The 19,015-nt window shown below is 74.1% G+C and carries 8 protein-coding genes; 7 read left to right on the plus strand and 1 reads right to left on the minus strand.

Features of this window, described 5'->3' with window-relative positions; all coding sequences use genetic code 11:
- Window positions 1-122 precede the first annotated feature (122 nt).
- The 6 genes from PYS65_RS33365 to PYS65_RS33390 all read left to right on the plus strand — a co-directional run bounded on the left by PYS65_RS33365 (window position 123) and on the right by PYS65_RS33390 (window position 5,746).
- Window positions 123-1,532 carry a cytochrome P450 gene (locus PYS65_RS33365; RefSeq protein WP_279337698.1) on the plus strand — a complete coding sequence of 470 codons (1,410 nt, stop codon included), beginning with the start codon at window positions 123-125 and terminating at the stop codon, window positions 1,530-1,532.
- Window positions 1,533-1,749: 217 nt separating this feature from the next.
- On the plus strand, window positions 1,750-2,166 hold the full coding sequence (locus tag PYS65_RS33370) for a hypothetical protein (protein ID WP_279337699.1): 417 nt from the start codon (window positions 1,750-1,752) through the stop codon (window positions 2,164-2,166).
- A 98-nt stretch (window positions 2,167-2,264) separates the two neighbouring features.
- Window positions 2,265-2,822 carry a hypothetical protein gene (locus PYS65_RS33375; protein WP_279337700.1) on the plus strand — a complete coding sequence of 186 codons (558 nt, stop codon included), beginning with the start codon at window positions 2,265-2,267 and terminating at the stop codon, window positions 2,820-2,822.
- Between the two features lie 419 nt (window positions 2,823-3,241).
- Window positions 3,242-4,489 (plus strand): lectin, encoded by a 1,248-nt coding sequence (locus PYS65_RS33380; protein ID WP_279337701.1) that lies wholly within the window; start codon window positions 3,242-3,244, stop codon window positions 4,487-4,489.
- 65 nt (window positions 4,490-4,554) lie between these two features.
- Entirely contained in the window at window positions 4,555-5,016 is a 462-nt protein-coding gene (locus tag PYS65_RS33385) for a hypothetical protein (protein WP_279337702.1), read from the plus strand.
- A gap of 151 nt (window positions 5,017-5,167) precedes the next feature.
- Entirely contained in the window at window positions 5,168-5,746 is a 579-nt protein-coding gene (locus PYS65_RS33390; protein ID WP_279337703.1) for a tellurite resistance TerB family protein, read from the plus strand.
- Window positions 5,747-5,767: 21 nt separating this feature from the next.
- On the opposite strand, the gene PYS65_RS33395 is transcribed toward PYS65_RS33390, so the two are convergent.
- Window positions 5,768-17,989 (minus strand): non-ribosomal peptide synthetase/type I polyketide synthase, encoded by a 12,222-nt coding sequence (locus PYS65_RS33395; RefSeq protein WP_279337704.1) that lies wholly within the window; start codon window positions 17,987-17,989, stop codon window positions 5,768-5,770.
- Window positions 17,990-18,243: 254 nt separating this feature from the next.
- On the opposite strand from PYS65_RS33395, the gene PYS65_RS33400 reads away from it, so the two are divergent.
- On the plus strand, window positions 18,244-18,966 hold the full coding sequence (locus PYS65_RS33400; protein ID WP_279337705.1) for an FAD binding domain-containing protein: 723 nt from the start codon (window positions 18,244-18,246) through the stop codon (window positions 18,964-18,966).
- The last annotated feature ends 49 nt before the right edge of the window (window positions 18,967-19,015 follow it).

The following is a 19,015-nucleotide window of genomic DNA, read 5'->3' on the forward strand; positions in this document are numbered from 1 at the left end:
ACCCCGCATCCGGTCGACGGCGCGTACGGGATCGCCGAAGGGGGCCTGCCGCAGCATCCTCTCCGCGATCTTGGGCATGCATGGGGCGTTCGACGGCCCCCCCACAAGGAGTGATCCGCTCGATGAGCGCCACGACGAGACCGTCCGCCCCGACTCCGACCGCTCCCGGCGGCCTGCCGCTGATCGGTCACGCCCACCGGCTCGCCCGGGACCCCCTTCCGTTCATCACCTCACTGCGCCGGTACGGCAGCGTCGTCCGGATACGCATAGGTCCGAGCCCCGCCTACGTCGTCACCGATCCCGCGCTGACCCGCCGAGTCCTGGTGACCGAGGCCGCCCACTTCCCGAAGGGCGGCAGGATCATCGACGCTCTCCGCCTCTTCTTCGGCGACGGCCTCGCCACCATCGCCGACGGCGAGGCACACCTGCGCAATCGCCGGCTGATACAACCCATGTTCAACAAGTCGCACATCGCCGACCGCGGCGACGCCATGATCCGTCAGGTGCGCGCCATGGTCGAGGCGTGGCCACAGGGCGCGCCGCGGGACGTGTACGCCGACATGAACGCGACCACCCTCGCCGCGTTCCTCGTCGCCCTCTTCGGCACGGACCTGCCCGACCGGCTGGAGAGCGAGTTCACCTCGCTGATGCCCGAGATCATGGAGGGAACGATCCGGCAGACGATCCTTCCCTCCTGGATCACCGGACTGCCGCTGCCCGCGAACCGCGCCCACGCCGCCCGCGTCGCCCGCCTGCGGGCCCTGATCGACCAGGCCATCGACCACCACGTCCACCGGGCCGCGCACCCGGGGACGGACGGGACCGGTGCGGTACCGGCGCAGTGCCCGCACGCGCCGGCACCACCGACGCGGCAGGCGGGCCTGTTCGCCGCCCTGCTCACGGCCGAGACCCCGCTCAGCCGCCGGCAGCTGCAGGACGAGGTCATCACCCTGCTGACCGGAGCGATCGAAACCACCGGGACCACCCTCGCCTGGGCCCTGTACGAGATCTCGCGGGACCCCGGGACCGAGCGGCTCCTCCGGGACGAACTCGCCCTCGTGTGCGCCGGCCGTCCCCTGCGGCACGAGGATCTGGACCGGCTGGTCCACGCCCGGAGGGTTCTCCAGGAGGCGATCCGGAAGTACGGACCGGCCTGGATGGTGACGCGCACCGCGAGCCGCGACATCGAACTCGGAGGGCACCGCATCCCCGAGGGCGCCGACGTCGTCTGGAGCCCCTACCTGCACCAGCACGACCCGGAGGTGTTCCCCGCCCCGGACGTCTTCGACCCGGACCGCTGGGCCCCCGACCGCTCGCAGGCCACCCGCGGCTCCTTCCTGGCGTTCGGCGACGGCCGCCGCAAGTGCATCGGCGAGAACTTCGCCTGGACGGAACTCCAGATCATCCTGGCCACCATCCTCCAGACCTGGCCCCGGATCGGCGTCACCTCCGCCGCACCGAGCGCCCAGGCGGTGGTCACCGTCAAGCCGGACAAGCTGATGATGACCTTCTCGTCCGAGGCTTCCGGCTGAAGACGGACCGGCCGGGCCGGTCGCGGCAGGCGCACCGGCCCGGCCGATCCGGCCGTGAACGGCGAAGAACAGCCAAGTGCGGTCAGAAATCAGCACCTTCAGTGGCCGGTGACGGGTTAATGTCGGTGTCAGGGAGCAGAATGATCAGTGAAAGAGATCAACACCGGCGCCGTGCTGGGTAGACGGTCTCGAGTTCCGGCTCCGGAAAGGCCCAGCGATGCTCATCACCATCAACCAGATGCAGGACCGTCCGCGTGCCGGACGGGTGACCACCGGGCTCCGGGCGGCCCCCGAGAGTTCGTTCACCCCGGCCGGTACCGGCAACGCCGACGTACTGCGCATCATCGCCGACCCGCGTACCCCCACCTTCGTCACGGTGTACGCGAACGGCCGCCGCAGATACAGCTACTGGCGTCCGCTCGACTCCACCACCGGCCAGGGCGGCTGCTACGCGGCCCTGCCCACCCCGGACTGCGACGAGCTGCACGCGGCCGGGAAGATCGAGCTCGGGGACCCCGTCGAGGACCCGAACCGGACGACATACCGGGTCAGCGCGTCCCCCCGGCTGGCCCCCGCGCCGATACGCTCGGCGCGGGAGCGCCCCCGCGTGGTGCGAGCCGCTCGCGTGGCCTGAACCGGCCGCCGGGGTGCGCTCCCGTGCCGCGCGAGGTGTGCGAGACGCGGCACGGGAAGGCCGAACGGCGACGTCGGGAGCCGGGCAGAGTCCCGGGGATGCGCGGGAACAGCATGAGCACGGAGGCGACGGCACACCGGGCGGGAACGACGCGGACGCGAGGGGCGGTCGCGCTCCGGGCGCTCGCCGTGCTGACGGTCGGCGCGCTGGCCGGCTGCGGCGGCTCGGGCGGAGTGGGCGCACCGTCCCCGGACGGCGACCGGGCGCCGGAGCCCCGTTCCGCCTCGACGCAGCTGCCGGTGCCGGCGGCGGACGGGCACGACACGGCCGTCTGCTCGGACGGGAACTGCGAGATCGCGGTCTCCGAGCCGGTGACCGTCCGCTTCGACGGGCCGGCCGGCACCACGACCCTGTCCGTGACCGAGGTCGGCCCGGACCGGATCGAGTACGTACTGAAGTCCGGAAACGGCCGGTCCAGGAACGGAGTCGAAGGCCCGGGGCAGGTCTGCCTCACCGTGCTGCGTTCCCACGGCTCCAGCACCTCGTGCGGCGGCAAGGGCGACGGGCGGCCGCCCGCCGCCCGGCCCGACGCCGTCGTCATCCGGGCGGCGACGGGGGAGGACGGGACGGCCCTGCTCCACGTGGTGTCGGGCTGACGGGCCGTCAGGTGATGGAGGCCGGAACGACGGCGGACGCCGCGAGGCTGCAGGGCGCCGTCAGGTCTCCCGCCCGCTTCCCCGTTCCTCGCCGAGCACGGCCCACCGCGTCGGTTCGCCCTCGTGCGGCACGTGTCCTCGGCGCCCGGTCCTCCGCCACGGTGTACGCCTCGTCCGTCGGTGAGGCGCTCGGGGACCACTACGGGTAACAACTAAGCCTGAAACATTCTGCTTGGTGCTCAAAGGGGGCGGCGGCAGGCGTCTGCGGGCGGCGGACGGGTGCCTGTGCATCATTGGTCCGTACCAGAGTGTTGACGCCTTCTGGTTCATGCCTTAAATCAAGGAGCGAAGCACTTGCCCCCCCCACACCCTCGGTCGGTGCGCCCGTGGACGCGGGCCGCCGCACGGAAGGGAGAGCCATGTCCTCTCCACGCACGCTTCGCAGATGGCTGACGGTCGCGCTGTCCGCGGCCCTGGTCGCCTCCGCCGCCGTCGGGACCGCCCGGGCGGAACCGGTGGACGACACCACCGCCGCTGCCGCGGCTCCCGCGGCCGTGACGTTCTCGGACCACTTCGACGGGCCCGCCGGGGCGGCCGTCGACTCCTCCAAGTGGCACATCGAGACCGGCGACAACGTCAACAACCACGAGCGGCAGTACTACACGTCCGGCAACAAGAACGCCGCCCTGGACGGCCAGGGCCACCTGGTGATCACCGCCCGCAAGGAGAACCCGGCCAACTACCAGTGCTGGTACGGCACGTGCCAGTACACCTCGGCCCGACTGAACACCTCCGGAAAGTTCACCGCGCAGTACGGGCACGTCGAGGCGCGGATGAAGGTCCCGCGCGGTCAGGGCATGTGGCCCGCCTTCTGGATGCTGGGCACGCCGGTCAACTGGCCGGACTCGGGCGAGATCGACATCATGGAGAACGTCGGCTTCGAGCCCTCCACCGTCCACGGCACCCTCCACGGCCCCGGTTACTCCGGCGCGGGCGGCATCGGAGCCGGTTACACACTGCCCGGCGGCCAGGCCTTCGCGGACGGCTTCCACACCTTCGCCGTCGACTGGGCGCCCGACTCGATCACCTGGTCCGTGGACGGGAACGTCTACCAGCGGCGGACCCCCGCCGACCTGGGCGGGAAGCAGTGGGTGTTCAACAAGCCCTACTTCCTGATCCTCAACCTGGCGGTGGGCGGCTACTGGCCCGGGGACCCGGACGGCTCGACCGTCTTCCCGCAGCAACTCGTGGTCGACCACGTGTCGGTGACGACGAGTGACGCGCCGGCCGGCGGCGCGATCCGCGGCCTGGCGGGCAAGTGCGTCGACGTCGCCGGGGCGGACACGGCCAACGGCACCCCGGTGCAGCTCTACGACTGCAACGGCACCTCCGCCCAGCGGTGGTCGGTGGGCGGGGACGGCGCGATCCGGGCGCTCGGCAAGTGCCTGGACGTCACTTCGGGCGGCACGGCGGACGGTACCCCCGTCCAGTTGTGGGACTGCAACGGCACCGCGGCCCAGAGGTGGGTCGTCACCGGCGCCCGCGACATCGTCAACCCCCAGGCCGACAAGTGCCTGGACGTGACCGGCAACAACGCGGCCAACGCCACCCGGCTGCAGATCTGGACCTGCACGGGTGCCGCGAACCAGAAGTGGATGGTGGGCTGATTCCCGACCGGCTCCGGCGGGACCGCGACCCCGGTGGCGGTCCCGCCGGCCACTACGCTCGCCGGATGCGTACTCCCCGCTCAGCCTCGGGCTGGACCATGGCCGTCTTCGGGGCGCTCGCCGCCGCCCTGGGCGCGGTGGGCCTGATCGCGCCGGCCGCGCAGCTGTCGCTGCTGGGCCTCGCGGCCCCGGGCGGGCGGGGCAGTGGCGGCCTCACGCCGGCCTTCGTGACGGCGTCCTCGATGGCGGCGCTCAACATGGGCGCGTACTACATACTGGCGGCGCTCGCCGACTGGCGGGCCTTCTTCCGGTGGACGGTGCCGTTCCGGCTGCTGACGTGCACGGTGTTCACGGTGGCCGTGCTCACCGGACGGGCACCCGGGGCGTTCGTCGGTGTCGGCGTGTGGGAGGGCCTCGGCGCGGTCGCGACCGGTGCGGCGCTGCGGTACGAACGGCGCACCGCCGCGGCGGGCGACCCCGACGGGAGTGCGGTGGCCCCCGGCCCCGCGGACCGTGCCGAAGCCTGAACCCGAGGCATCGGGCCGCCATAAATGTTTTTACCTTTCTTTTGTTGTCGGGGAACGTGGCCACCACCACGTCCGTTGACCGGTCGGACCGTGGGATCCGGGACTGACGACCGGTACCGGAAAGACAGCGACAGAAGCCGAGGTGGAACCAGTGGCGATGTGGGACCGAGTCAAGGACCAGGCCAGGGCGCTGCAACAGTCCCAGGGCGCGCGGGCGGGAGGCGGACAGCACGGGAACCCCGGACCGGCACCGGCCGGCGGCCCCGCGCGCGGTTCGTCCTCCGGCGGCTCCAGGGCCCAGCTGATGGGCCTGCTGAAGTCCCAGCTCGCCTCGGCGAAGGCGGAGCTCAAGAGCGGCGCCTACCGGGACGCCAGCATGGCGATGTGCGCGCTGGTCGCGGCCGCCGACGGGCGGGTGGACCCGGCGGAGCGGCAGCGTGTGGAGGAGCTGATCGTCTCCAACGACGTCCTGCAGAACTTCCCGCCGGACCAGCTCCGCAAGCGGTTCAACGAGCACGTGGACCAGCTCGTGGCCAACTTCGAGGTGGGCAAGGGGCGGGCTTTGCAGGACATCGCCAAGGCGGCGAAGAAGCCCGTCGAGGCACGCGCGGTCGTCCAGACCGGCATGGTCATCGCCGGCGCCGACGGCACCTTCGAGGCGTCCGAGCAGTACGCCATCCGTGAGGCCTGCGCGGCCCTGAACATCTCACCGACGGAATTCGGGGTCTGAGGGCCGCGCAGGTCCCTTCGGTCACACCGCCGGAGCGCCGCCGACGGTGTGACCGAGCAGATGCAGCGGGGCGGCCGACACCCCGGCCCGTTCCACGGCCTCCCAGTAGGCCAGGGACACCCCGGCGTCCACCAGGCCGTGCACCAGCGGCAGTTCCTGACCGGCCGCGTGCAGCAGGGACTCGGCACGGCAGGACGCCAGGGTGCCCTCGATCCAGGGCTGAGCGAGATAGCCGGCCGCCGCCACGGCCGGCAGGTCCTCGGCGACCTGCCGGTCGGTGCGGCCGACATGCAGCAGCCCGCCGCCCAGCACCAGCACGTCCTCGTGTTCCCGCATACGGGTAAGGGCCCGCTCGGTGTCGAAGCAGTGCGGGAAGGAGTCGTCGACCACGATGGCCCCCGGCCGCAGCCGGCCGACGTCGAGCACCGCGGTGGCGCCGCTCACCGCCGTCACCAGCAGGTCCGCACCGTGGACCGCGTCCGGCAGCACCCGCTCCGACTCCGCCACCTCGACGCCGCCCGCACCGGCCAGCCCACGTTCTTGCAACCGCCGTCCCAGCGCGGCCAGTCGTGGTCCGCTGCCCCGCACGTCGCACAGCAGCAGACGCCGGGGAGGCCGGGCGGCCAGGGACAGCAGCAGTTCCAGGGAGGAGGCACCGATCGAACCCAGCCCGGCGAACGCCACGTCGAGATCCGAGAGATTCCGGCCCGTGGCCTCGAGCGCCGCGTGCACCGTCCTGACCACCGCCACCACCGTCGCCGCGTGCCCCGTCGTCACGGCCGCCGGATGGCTCCCGGACCGCAGCACGTCGAAGCCGTATCCGGTCAGCGACGGAATCATCCCCGCCAGGGACACACAGCGCGCTCCCTGTGCGGCGGCGAGCGACACGGCACGGGTGGTGTGCCCCACCAGCCCGCTGCCCGCCGCGAGTTCGTCGGCGAAGAGCGGAACGCAGACGAAACCGGACCGGCCCAGTGGCGTACGGACCGTCTCCAGCAGACGCGGGGCGCCGTCGGGGAACAGCAGGTCGCGCAGCTCGGCCCGCGGCAGTGCCGCCCCGGGCAGACCCGCCAGGCGCGCCAGATGGCCGGGAGCGGGCAAGTAGCCGACCAGGGCCGCGTCCATGGTGTCCCGGGTTCCGGGTCCATGACGGCCACCCGACGCGGCCCGGGTGAGACGTCGGCGCACCGCGTCGGCGAAACGGTCGAGCGTGCCTGGTGGGAACGCCGCAGCCGAGCCCCGGACCGTGACCCGCACCCCGTCCGTCTCGGGCCGTACCGCCATGAACACGTCCGTCGTGGCGGCGGGTGGCAGGAACGTACTGTCGCCCGACTCCCACGACAAGCGCAGCGTTTTGCCGTCCGCGGGGGCCAGCGCGGAGAAGTCGAGGAAGGTGAAGAAGAACTGCGAGGTCAGGGGAAGCCCGTCGGCGCTCCGGGGGAGCACGTCCTCATGGGTGCGTGCCTCCTCCGCCTCCGCCGCGACACGGCGGAGCGCACCGCCGAAGTCCCCTTCGGAAAGGGGCCCCTCGGAGGCCGGCCGTACGGGTACGGCCGTGGCGAACGGGCCGAAGACCCGGTGCGCGTCGGGCAGCGTTCCGTCCCGGCCGCTCACCGCCAGCCCCACGATCAGGTCCGGTCGGCCGGTCAGCGCCGCGAGCTCCTGGTAGTAGGCGGTCAGCAACGGCGCGTAGAGGGTGGTCCGCGCGCGTGCGGCGAGCGCCCGCAGTGCCGCCGTCGGGGAGGCTTTGAGGGTGAACTCCGCGGAGCGGAACACGATGTCGCGGTGGGCCCCGGTCCGCTCCTCCTCGCCGTTTCCGCCGACGGCGGTCCGCAGCACCGGCGGCCGGTACGGGGCGCACACCCGGGCCCGGCGTCGCTCCCGGGCCCGCCCGGCGACACCGGCCTGGTGCCCGGCCTGCGTCGAGGACCGGACGTGGTCACGGAAGTCGCCGCGCAGCGGCGGGAGCGGGGGCGTGGAGCTGCCGCCGGTCAGCCGGTCGTACACCTCGGTCAGTTCCTGCGTCAGCAACGCCGCACTGTATCCGTCGCCGATGACATGGTGCGCGTGCACCAGCAGGACGTGCTCCTGTGGGGCCAGGCTCAGCACCTGAAGCCGCACCAGCGGCCAGGCCCAGGGTTCGAGGCACCGTGCCGCCTCGGCGGCGGCCCGTTCGTCCACTTCGGCCGGGGTCGCGACCGTCGTGAAGGCGACCGGCAGACGCAGCGACGGCGGCAGTTCCTGCTGCACGGGCGGCCGAGTACCGGCCGGGAAGACGGTGCGCAGCATGCCGTGACGCTCCACCAGCAGGTCGACCGCGGCCTGGAAGGCATCGGGGTCCAGCGGTCCGGACAGCCGAAGCCGCGCCAGCCAGGTACCACCGCCCGGCGAGAGCTCCTCCGCGAGCAGGAAACCGCGTTGACCGGGCGTGACGGGGAACGGGGCCGTGCGGTCGTCCGCGGCCGGGGAAAGGGGAAGGGAAGGGGAAGGGGAAGCGGAACACGGCTTCACCGCATCGGCGTCGACCGCGTCGTCGACCGCGTCGTCGACCGCGTCGACGGCCGCGGAGAGTGCCGCGAGGGTGCGGTGACGGTAGATCACGGTCGGCCGGGGCAGCGGCGCCTGCAGCTCCGCGAGCCGGGAGAACACCCTCAGGACGAGCAGCGAGTCACCGCCCAGGTCGAAGAAGTCGTCCTCCCGGCGTACCGAGGCCACCTGAAGCACGTCGGACCAGATCTCCGCCATGCGCCGTTCGGTCACGGTGGCCGGGGGAGTCCCGCCACCGTCCGGCAACGCCGAACCTGCGGGGGAACCGTCCTGGACCGCCGTCGCGCCGGAGCCAGGGGCCGGACCGGCCAGTGCGAGGCGGTCGACCTTGCCGGTGCCGGTGAGGGGCAGTGTGTCAAGGCAGGTGATCCGGGCCGGGAGCATGTACGAGGGCAGGAGACCGGCCAGATACCGGCGCACCTCCCGGGTGTCCGGCCGGTCCGCCGCGGACCCGGGGGCGACGAAGGCGAGCAGCTGCCCCTCCTGCGCGATCACCGCCGCCCGTGCGACGCCGGGACAGCCCTGGAGCGCCGCCTCGACCTCTCCCGGCTCCACCCGGTGCCCACGGATCTTCACCTGGTCGTCGATCCGGCCGAGGAAGTCCACGGTGCCGTCGGCCGACCGGCGTACCCGGTCTCCGCTGCGGTACCAGCGCCTCCCCGCCCGCAGGGTGAACGCCCGCCCGGTCAGCTCCGGTTCGCCCAGGTAACCGGGGGTCAGACCGGTGCCCGCGATGAGCAGTTCCCCCGGCTCGTCCGGCTCGCAGGGGGTGCCGTCGGCGCGGACCACCTCCAGGTCGGTGCCGGCCACAGGGCGTCCGATCGGCAGCTGCCGCACCTCGTCGCCGGGGCGGGAGTCGATGACGTGGCAGGTGGCGTTGACGGTCGACTCGGTGGGCCCGTACAGATTGGCGATGCGCGCGCCGGTCCCGAACAGGTCGAACCAGCGGCGCACGTGGTCCACGGGCAGCACCTCCCCGCCGACATGGACCCACCGCAGCGCGGTCAGGTCCGGCAGGCCCGCCCCGCTCCGGGCCCTCGCCTCGGCGGCGGTCAGCAACTGCTCCCACAGCGTCGGCACGGAACTCCACACGGTCACCCGTGCCCGCTCCATCTGCGTGAGCAGCAGTTCGGGATCCCGCAGCGAGGACCGCTCCACCGTCACCACGGTGCCGCCGACCAGGAGGGGGGCGAGCAACTGGCGCACCGAGGCGTCGAAGCAGAGCGACGCGGTCTGTGCGAGGCGGTCGCCGGCACGGTACCCGAAGGCGGCGACGGCCCAGTCGAGGTAGTTCTCCATCGCCCGGTGAGTGATCGGTACCGCCTTGGGCCGTCCCGTGGAACCGGAGGTGAAGATGACATACGCGATCGCCTCGGCACCGGGCGGCGCGGCAGGAGCGGCAGGGGGCTCCGGCGCGGTCACCGGAACGCCGCCGTCCACCGGTGCGTCCCCGAGGACGGGAACCGCCCGTACGGCCGTGAGGACGTCGGCGGTCTGCCGGGTGGCGGCGTGGCACACCACGGTGGTGGCGCCCGTGCGGACCAGTTGGCCGGTCAGGCGTGCGACGGGATGCTCCGGGTCGAGCGGGACCCAGCCGGCCCCGGCGCGCAGGATGCCCACCACGCCGACGACGGTGTCGGCACCCGGCTCGGTGAGCAGGCCCACCAGATCACCCGGGCGTACGCCGAGGGCGCGCAGGCGCGCGGCGAGCAGAGCGGAGGCGCGATCGAGCGCTCCGTAGCTGAGCGACGCACCCGCGGCGTCCACGGTGGCGGTGGTGTCCACCGCGACCGCGTCGGGCTGCTCCCGGAACCGGTCGAGCAGCCGCGCGACCAGCGAAGCCGGCGCGGGGGACGGCACCGGGCGGACGGCGCCGGCATCCGGCGACGGTGTCGTCGAGCCGGGCGACGGCCGTGTGCCCAGCACCGCGGCCAGTTCGGCGCGGAACTCCCGGTCCAGTCGTGCCACGGTGGCCCGCCGGAACAGCGGCTCAGGGAAGTTCCATGACCAGCGAAGGAGTGGGCCGTCCGCCCAGCACAGCAGACTCAGCCGGGTAGCGGCCGACCCGGTGCCGGCCGCGGTCGCCCGTACCTCCACCGGGCAGCCCGCGGCCGTGCCCACCGGGAAACGGGCGAAGCTGAAGCCCGCCGGGCTCACCGTCCGGGGGCCGGCTCCGGCGCCGGGCGCGGCGCCGGGAAGCAGTGCGGCCAGGTCCAGACTGCTCAGCCCCGCGTGCCGTTCACTCTGCAGCCAGATCCGGCGCAACCGCTCCGCCAGGGGCAGAACCCCCTCGTCGTCGGCCGTCCGGCACAGCAGGGGGAGGGTGTCGGCGAGCGGGCCGACCAGCCGGTCCACCCCCTCGAAGCGGTCCTCGCGACGGGCCCTGGCCACGTTCACGGCGACGTCCCGGCCCTTCGACCACCGGGCCAGGCAGCGCACATACGTGGCGAGCAGCAGATGGAACAGGGAGACACCGTGCGCGGCGGCCAACTGTTCCAGACCGGCGGTGAGTTCCGCGTCGAGCCCGCCGTAGTGCTGCACGATCGGGCCGGACGGGCCGGACACGAGCGCGTCGGGATCACTGTCGTACGGCAGCCGCAGCGGTTCGCCCCGTGCGGCGAGGCGCTCGGACCAGTAGCGCCGGTCGGCACGCCGCTCAGCGGAGTCGGACGGCGGCAGACTCGACGCGTACCGCGCGAAGTCCGGTGCTGGGAGATCCTGTTGCGGACGGTCTCCGCGGCACAGAGCGGTGTACGTGTTCCACAGTTCCTCGGCGAGGAAGTTCAGGCTGTAGCCGTCCGCCGCCACGTGGTGCACCACCAGCAGCAGATGGGCGAGCGCCGGCTCCCGGCGGAGCAGCACGGCCCGGATCGGTGGCAGCGCCGCCAGGTCGAACGGCTGGTTGCACACGGCCGTTTCGGCGGCGTCCACCTCGTCGGCGGCGCAGTCGCGCACCTCGTACCAGTCCGACAGCGGCACCGGCGGCACCGTGCGCTGCGTCGGCAGCCCGGCGGGTTCACGCACGTCGTCCACCCGCAGCCGCAGCATGCCGTGCCGTTCGGCCAGGGCCGCCAGCGCCCGGCCGAGCAGGTCGGTGTCGAGCGGGCCGCGGACCGTCAGGCGCAGATGACCCCGCGCCGGAACGTCCGGGTGCAGCCTGCTGCTGGTGTACAGCGCGAGTTGCACGGGCGTCAGGGCGAAGGACAGCTTGTTCCCGGCACCGGCACCGGCACCGGCACCGGACCCCTCACCCGCCCCGGGCTCGTTCATGGCCGGTACGGAGGGCCCGCCGGTGTGCTCCTCCAGGTGGGCGGCGAGTTCACGCACCGTCCGGTACTCGAAGAAGAGCGTGGTGGGCAGGTGCCGTCCCAGCCTCCGCTCCAGCCGCTTGACCAGGTCGACGGCGCCCAGCGAGTCCAGGCCGAGTCGCAGGAACGGCGTGTCGTCGTCGACGGCGGACGCCGGGACACCGAGCGACTGCGCCAGCAGTTCCCGCAGCACGACAGCGGTGTCCGACGGCACCGAGGGCCGGCGCCCGCCGGCCTCGTCCGGACCGCCGGACCGCTCGACGGCCGTGGGCCGCGCGGGACGCCGCGGCACTACGGCAGACCGTGGCGTCGGCGCCGAGGTCAGGTCGGCGAGGACCAGCTGAGCGGCGTCGGCGCCGCACGCCGTGCGCAACGCCGCGAGCGCGGGCGCGGTGGCCAGGGGCCGGCCTCCACCGCCCGCGCCGGCCGTGCGGCCCCCGGCACCGTCGCGTGCTCCGAGGCCCGCGGCGGCCGCGAGGCCCGTCTCGGCGAACGGACCCAGGTTCACCGACAGCCAGGGCCGGCCCGCCAGGCGCTCCGCCCCTGCGAAGGAGTCGAGGAAGGCGTTGGCCGCCGCGTAACCGCCCAGCACGCCGGCCAGGCCCGGCAGGACCGACGAGACCGACGAGAACGCGACACACACCCCCGGACGCTGCCCGTGCCGCTGCAGCGCACCGGCCAGCAGGACCGTGCCCAGGGTCTTCGCCCCCAGCGCCTCCACCGTCTCCCGCACGTCCGCCCCGCGCAGGCTGCCGGGCCGTACCACGCCCGCCGCGTGGAACACGGCATCCAGCGGCGGCAGCCCGCGAACGAGGCGCTCCACGTCGTCGGGTGCCGTGAGGTCGGCCATGACATAGCGTGCGTCGGCACCGAGGCCGGTGAGTTGCTTCAGCAGACCCGAGGGCGGGTTCGGGGACCGCCCCGCCAGCACCAGGACCGGCCGGCCCCGGCCCGCCAGGTCCCGGGCCAGCGCGGACCCGATGCCTCCGGCACCCCCCGTGACGAGGTACGCACCGTCGACCGGCAGCCGGTCCTCGCCGACCGGCCTGCCGGACCCTTCCACCGGGCTCTCCGCGTCGGTGCCTCCCGGCACGACGGACCGTACGAGACGCCGCCCTCCCCTCCAGGCCACGGCCCCCGCCGCCTGCGGCGCCGTCAACTCGGTGACCAGATCCCGCAGCCGCCCCTCGTCACCGGGGGAGTCGGGGAGGCCCGGTGAGTCGCGGGACGAGAGGTCGACCCAGTTCGCGACCACCCCGGCCGACTCCTCCGGTACGGCCAGTGCCAGACCGCCCAGGACCGCCCGCCCCGGCACCGCGTGCTCCACACCGTGCCCGGTGACGTGCGCGTCCTCGGTCACGACCAGCAGGCGGCGGGCTCCGGTCCGGTCGAGCAGGGTGAGGGCGTCCTGGACCGCCGTGACGGCCTGCCGCAGGTCCCCTTCGAGGCCCTCCGCCGGGTGCGGCCGGGCCGGCCCACCGAGGAGGAGCACCGTCTGCGGACGGACCTCACCGTCGTCGGCCGTGCCGGCCCGCACTCCGACGGCGGCGAACCCGTCCACCAGGCGGCGCACCGCCACCGGGTCCGCCCCGGTCACCAGCACGGGGCCGGGAAGACCGTCGCCGGTCAGCGGCGCGGGCCGCCAGCCGATGTGGTGCAGCAATCCGCGTGCATCGGGTTCGGGCCAGTACCTGCGCCGCCGGTACGGGTACGGCGGCAGCTGCACCCTGCGGTGGCCCGCGTCGAGCGCCGTACGGTCCAGCGGCACCCCGCGCACCCACAGCCGCGCCACCGTCTCCATCAACTCCCGCGCCCCGCCTGGCGCGGACCCGGTGCCGGACGGCTGCGCGGGGGCGGACAGCACAAGGGCACCGTCATGAGTGCCGTCATGACGGTCGCCAGGACTGCCGTCATGGGCGCCGCCGAGGTGCCTCCGGCGGGCGGCCACCGCACGGAGGGGACCCGCGAGGCCCTCCCCCGGGCCGAGTTCCACGAACGTGTCGTAGCCCTCGTCCAGCAGACGGTCCACGGCCCGGCCGAACAGGACCGGCCGCAGCGCGTGTTCGCGCAGGTGGTCCGGGTCCAGGCGCGGCTGCCACTGGGCGGTGAGCGTACTCATCACCGCGAGCGCGGGCGCCGAGGGCTTCAGCAGCCTGCGCGCCGCATCGCTCACCGCGTGCGCGACCGGTGCCATCAGCGGCGAGTGGAAGGCGCGCGGCACCCGCAGCGCACGGACCGTCGCGCCCCGCGCGGTGAGCAGCTCCGACGCCTGCCGCACCGCCTCGGGGGTGCCGGAGACCACCAGTCGGCCGGGACCGTTGTACGCCGCCACCGCGAGGTCACCGGGGGAGGCCGCCACCAGGTCCTCCACCGCCCGTTCGTCGGCCCCCCGCACCGCCGCCATGGCGCCCGGGGCGGTCGATCCGCCCATCAGCCGCCCTCGTTCCGCGGCGAACAGCACCACCTCGGACAACGACAGCATGCCGCCGACACAGGCGGCCGCCAGTTCACCGACGCTGTGCCCGACCACCGCGTCGGGCCGCACCCCCCAGGCCGCCAACTGCCGGGCGAGCGCGACGCCGTGCGCCACCAGCAGCGGCTGCGCCACCTCGGTCGCGGCCAGCGAGGAGGCATCGGCTCCGCCGTCGACGCACCAGGCCGTCAGCTCCCGCCCGTGCACGGCTCCCACCAGCGCCGACGCCTCGTCGAGCGTCGTACGGTACACAGGCGCCGTGTCGTACAACTCCCGGCCCTGCCCCGGTCGAAGGCCGCCCTGACCGGGCAGGACGAAAACGGTCCGGGGCCGGTGCGTCACCGTCCCGGCGACCGCGCCCGGCACGGGCGCCCCGTCGGCGGCGCGCACCGAGGCGAGCCGCTCCCGCAGGTCGCCGTCGGCCACGACGGCGAGCCGGTGCGGCCGTTCGTCGCGTGCGGCGCCCGCCGTCAGGCAGACATCGCCCTCCGTGAACTCCGGGCGGTCGCGCAACCGCTCCGAGACCCGCGCCGTCCACGCGTCGAGCCCGGCGGCACTGCCCGCCGACAGGGTGAGCAGGTTCGGGCCGCGGACGTCCCCGCCCGGCGGCAGGGCACAGGAGGGCGGAGCCTGCTCCAGTACGGCGTGCGCGTTGGTGCCGCCGAAACCGAAGGCGTTGATCCCCGCCCTGCGCGGCCCGGACGACTCCCAGGCCGTCACCTCGGTGACCAGGGCGAACCCGGACCGCTCGACCGCGGGGGAGACCGGTGCGTGATGCAGGGAGGCCGGCAGCCGCCCGTGCCCGAGGGCCAGGACCACCTTCACCAGGGAGGGCAGAGCCGCCGCGTTCAGCAGGTGCCCGACGTTGGTCTTCACCGAGCCGAGCAGCCGGGGCCGGCCGTCCGGGCGGGCCGGGAAGGCATGGGCGAGGGACCGCAGTTCGATCGGATCCCCCACGGCGGTGCCCGTCCCGTGGGCCTCGACGTACGAGACCGACGCCGGGTCGACACCGCAGTGCGCGTAGGCCCGGCCGATCACCTCGCGCTGCCGCAGCGGGTTGGGTGCCATCAGACTCAGCGACGTACCGTCGTTGTTCACCGCGGTACCGCGTACGAGGGCCAGGACCACGTCGTCGTCCCGCCGGGCCTCCTCGAGGCGCCGCAGGACGAGGACCGCGCCGCCCTCACCCGGTACGAACCCGTCGGCCGCGGTGCTGAAGGCACGGCTGCGCCCGGTCGGTGACAGGGCCTTGGCCGCCTCCAGAGCCTGGTGCGCGGAGGGGGTGAGGTGCAGGTTGACCCCGCCGACGACCGCCACGTCGCACTCGCCGTCCGCGAGACTGCGCCGGGCCAGGTGCAGCGCCACCAGGCCCGAGGAGCACGCCGTGTCCACGGCCAGCGCCGGGCCGTCCAGGTCGAGGCAGTGCGCCACGCGCGCGGCGACCAGGTTGGGGAGATTGCCGGTCAGGGCCGTCGCGTCCGCAGGAGCGCCCGCGGGGCCCGCCTCGGCGAGAAGCTGCCGGTAACCGCTGTCGCCGACGGCGGCGAAGACCCCGGTCCGCAGGCCCCGCCGCCGGGCCCCCGCGTAACCGGCGCGTTCCAGCGCCTCGTGGGCGAGTTCGAGGAAGACACGCGCCTGCGGATCCAGCGTGCGCGCCTCCTCGTCGCCGATGCCGAAGTGGCCGGCGTCGAAGGCGGCGGGGTCGTCGAGGAAGGCCCCCCGACGTGCCGGCCGCCCCGCTCCCGTGCGGCCGTCCGCGCTCCAGCGGCCCGGAGGCACCGCGGACACGGCGTCGCGCCCGTCGGTGAGCAGGTCCCAGAACTCCTCCGGCGTGTCGGCCCCGGGAAACCGGCAGGCCAGACCCACCACGGCGGTCGCGGACACGCCGTCCGCACGGCCCGCGGCGGGCACGCCCTCCTGCCCGTACGCCGCCGAGGCGACCGCCTCCCCCGGCGCGGGCGTGCCCTCCCCGGCAGCCGTCCCGACGACGCCCATGAGGTGGTCGGTGAGCGTGGCGACCGTGTCGTTGCGCATCACCGCCGGCCCCAGAGCGACACCGAGGGACCGTTCCAGCCCGGCCAGCACCTCCATGGCCCTGATCGAGGTACCGCCCAGCTCGGCGAACCGCTCCCGGTCCCCGAACGACGCCTGCGGCAGCCCCAGGACCCCGGCCCACGCCTCACGCACCGCACGCCGGACCTCCCCACGGGAACGGGGCACCGTCCCCGGCCCCGCGGACGACGGCCGCGGCCGTTCCACCGGACCGCCGGACGCCGCACCGGAGCGCGCCGACGGCCGGTACGTCCCCGCCTCGAACCGGGAACGCATGAGCTGCCGCCGCACCTTTCCGCTCGTCGTCCGGGGGAAGGCGGACGGCGGCAGCGCGAGCACCCGTACGTCGTCGTGGCCCAGCGCCGCGCGGACCCGGCGCGCGACCCGGTCCAGCACCTCGGACGCGGTGCGCGGCGGTCGAGCCCAGGCGACGAACACCACCACCCGCTCCCCACCGCTCACCGGGTCGGTCGACCCGACCACCACCGTCGTACCGGCCGGCACCCCCGCCGTACCCGCCGCCACCTCCTCCAGGTCCGGGGCGTGGAACGTACGGCCGCTGACGAACAGGACGTCCTTGTGCCGGCCGCTGACGCACAGCCGGCCGTCCCGGAGGAAGCCCAGGTCCCCGGTGCGCAGCCAGCCGTCCGCAAAAGCCTGCTCCGTCGCGTCCGGCAGCCCGTGGTAGCCGCGTGCGATCTGTGGACCGCTCACCTCGATGTGCCCCACCCGCCGGTCGCCCAGCACCCGGCCCCCGCCGTCGGTGACACGCACCGAGCACCCCGGCACCGGTACGCCGACATCCATCAACTCCACGGCGTCACCGCCGGGTTCCCGTTCCACCACACGGCCCCGGCTGAGCGCGGCGCGCTCCACGGCCACCGGCACGGCCACCTCGCCCAGCGGCGGGAACGCGACGGCCAACGTCGCCTCGGCCAGCCCGTACACCGGCGTCGCCGCCCGCGGATCCAGCCCCGCCGCCCGGGTCCTGGCGGTGAAGTCCCGCCACACCGTCGCCGATATCGGTTCGGCCCCCACCAGGATCAGCCGCACCGCGCTCAGGTCCAGCCCGGCGAACACCTCGGCGGGAACCCGGCGGAGGGTCAGGGCCAGCGCGAAGTTGGCCGCCGACAGGATCGTGGCGCGATGCGCGGCGGCCACGTCGAACCACAGCCGGGGATTCTTCGCGAACGACAGAGGACCGATCTTCACCTGCTTGGCCCGCGCGGCCAGCGGTGCCAGATGGGTGCCGATCAGGCCCATGTCGTGGAAGTACGGCATCCAGCTGACCACCACGTCGTGTTCCGTGAGGGCGGAGGCCCCGGTCAGCTGCCGCAGGTTCGCCAGGACGGCCGTGTGGGTCAGCTCCACGCCCTTGGGCGCACCCGTGCTGCCCGACGAGAACTGCAGGAAGGCCAGTCCGTCCGGGGAGACTTCGGCGGGAGTGGCCAGGGGCGGGCACGCGCGCAGTGCGTCCAGCCGCAGGACCTCGGCGCCGTCGGGGAGTTCGGCGGCCACCGGAGCGCAGGCCGCGTCCACGACGACCGGGGGCCGGCCGAGGTGCTCCCACACCGGCCGGACCCGCCGCACGTCCGGCGCCAGTGGCACCGGTACCGAACCGGCCGCGAGCACGCCCCAGAACAGGGGCTGGAAGTCCGCGCCGTCCTCCGCGAGCACCGGAACACAGGTGCCCGGCGCGACATGTGCCGCACGCAGACCGCCCGCGACGCGCAGCGCCCGGTCCACCAGTTCCCGGAAGGTGACGGCCACCTCGCCGCCCTCCCCCCGGACATGGACGATCACCTGGTCGGGGGACCGGTGGGCGGCATCGAGCAGGACGTCCAGCAGCGTCTCGGCGTTCATCTGTCCGTTCGTTCGTCGGTGAGGCAAGCGGTGGGGCAAGCGGTGGGGTGCGGCATGCGTTGTGTGGGACGGTCGAGAACCGGGACAGGTTGCTTTTGCCGGTGCCGCCTTTCGCGGGGCGTACCTCCGGCGTACACGGTGCATGCGTGAGCCCTGTACGCGCCCCCGTGGCCGTACGGAGAATGCAGTGTCCGTGATCATGTGCGGAGTCCCCGGTTCCTTCCGCCGAAGCAGAGGAAAGCAGGTCGACCGCCGTGCTGTTGCGTCTGCCCACATCCCTGTCCGAAGCACGGAACTGCATGGCTGAGGGAGCGGTGCCCGTCGGCGGAGCCACCCTCGTGTGGGCACTCTGGCAGCGGGACGGCTTCCCCGAGCAGGCGATGTCCCTGCGCAGCCTCCCGGAGGCCAACGTGCTCGAGCGTGAGGCCCTGGGCGCGGCCGTTCTGCTGCACCGGATCGACGACCGGGTGCCGGAGGTCCTGCGCGGCGCGGCCGCCACCGTGGGCACCGGCGCCGTGCGCCGGACGGCCACGGTCGGCGGCAACATCGTGGGCAGCACCCTGCGCTGCCTGCTGCCGGCGGCGCTCGTCCTGGACGCGCGCGCCACCGTGCTGGACCGGGACGGAACCTACGAGACCGATCTGGCCGAGGTGGTGGCCAAGCGCCACCTGCTGCTCAGCCTGCGCTGGCGCGACCCCGTGGCGAGCGGGTACCACAAGGCGCCCGGCGAGGTGGGCGGACCGCCGCCGCTGGTCGTCGCCACCGCCGTGCACACCGAGGGTGACGGACGGCGCCGTGTCCGCGTCGCCGTCCGTGACGGCTACGAGGTGACCGGCGGGAGCACGGAGTGCGCGGCCGGCCCGGACGAGGTGCTGGACGCCCTGGAGCGCACGGATCTCGGTTCGCTCCCCCCGGCGCCCCGCGACGTGGTGCGCCGGGAGGTGTCCGAAATCCTCGTCCGGGCCACCGACGGCTGACGGCACCGACGGCCGACGGGGCACCGACGGCTCGACGCTTCAGCCAACC

Source organism: Streptomyces cathayae, assembly GCF_029760955.1.
Lineage (GTDB): Bacteria > Actinomycetota > Actinomycetes > Streptomycetales > Streptomycetaceae > Streptomyces > Streptomyces cathayae.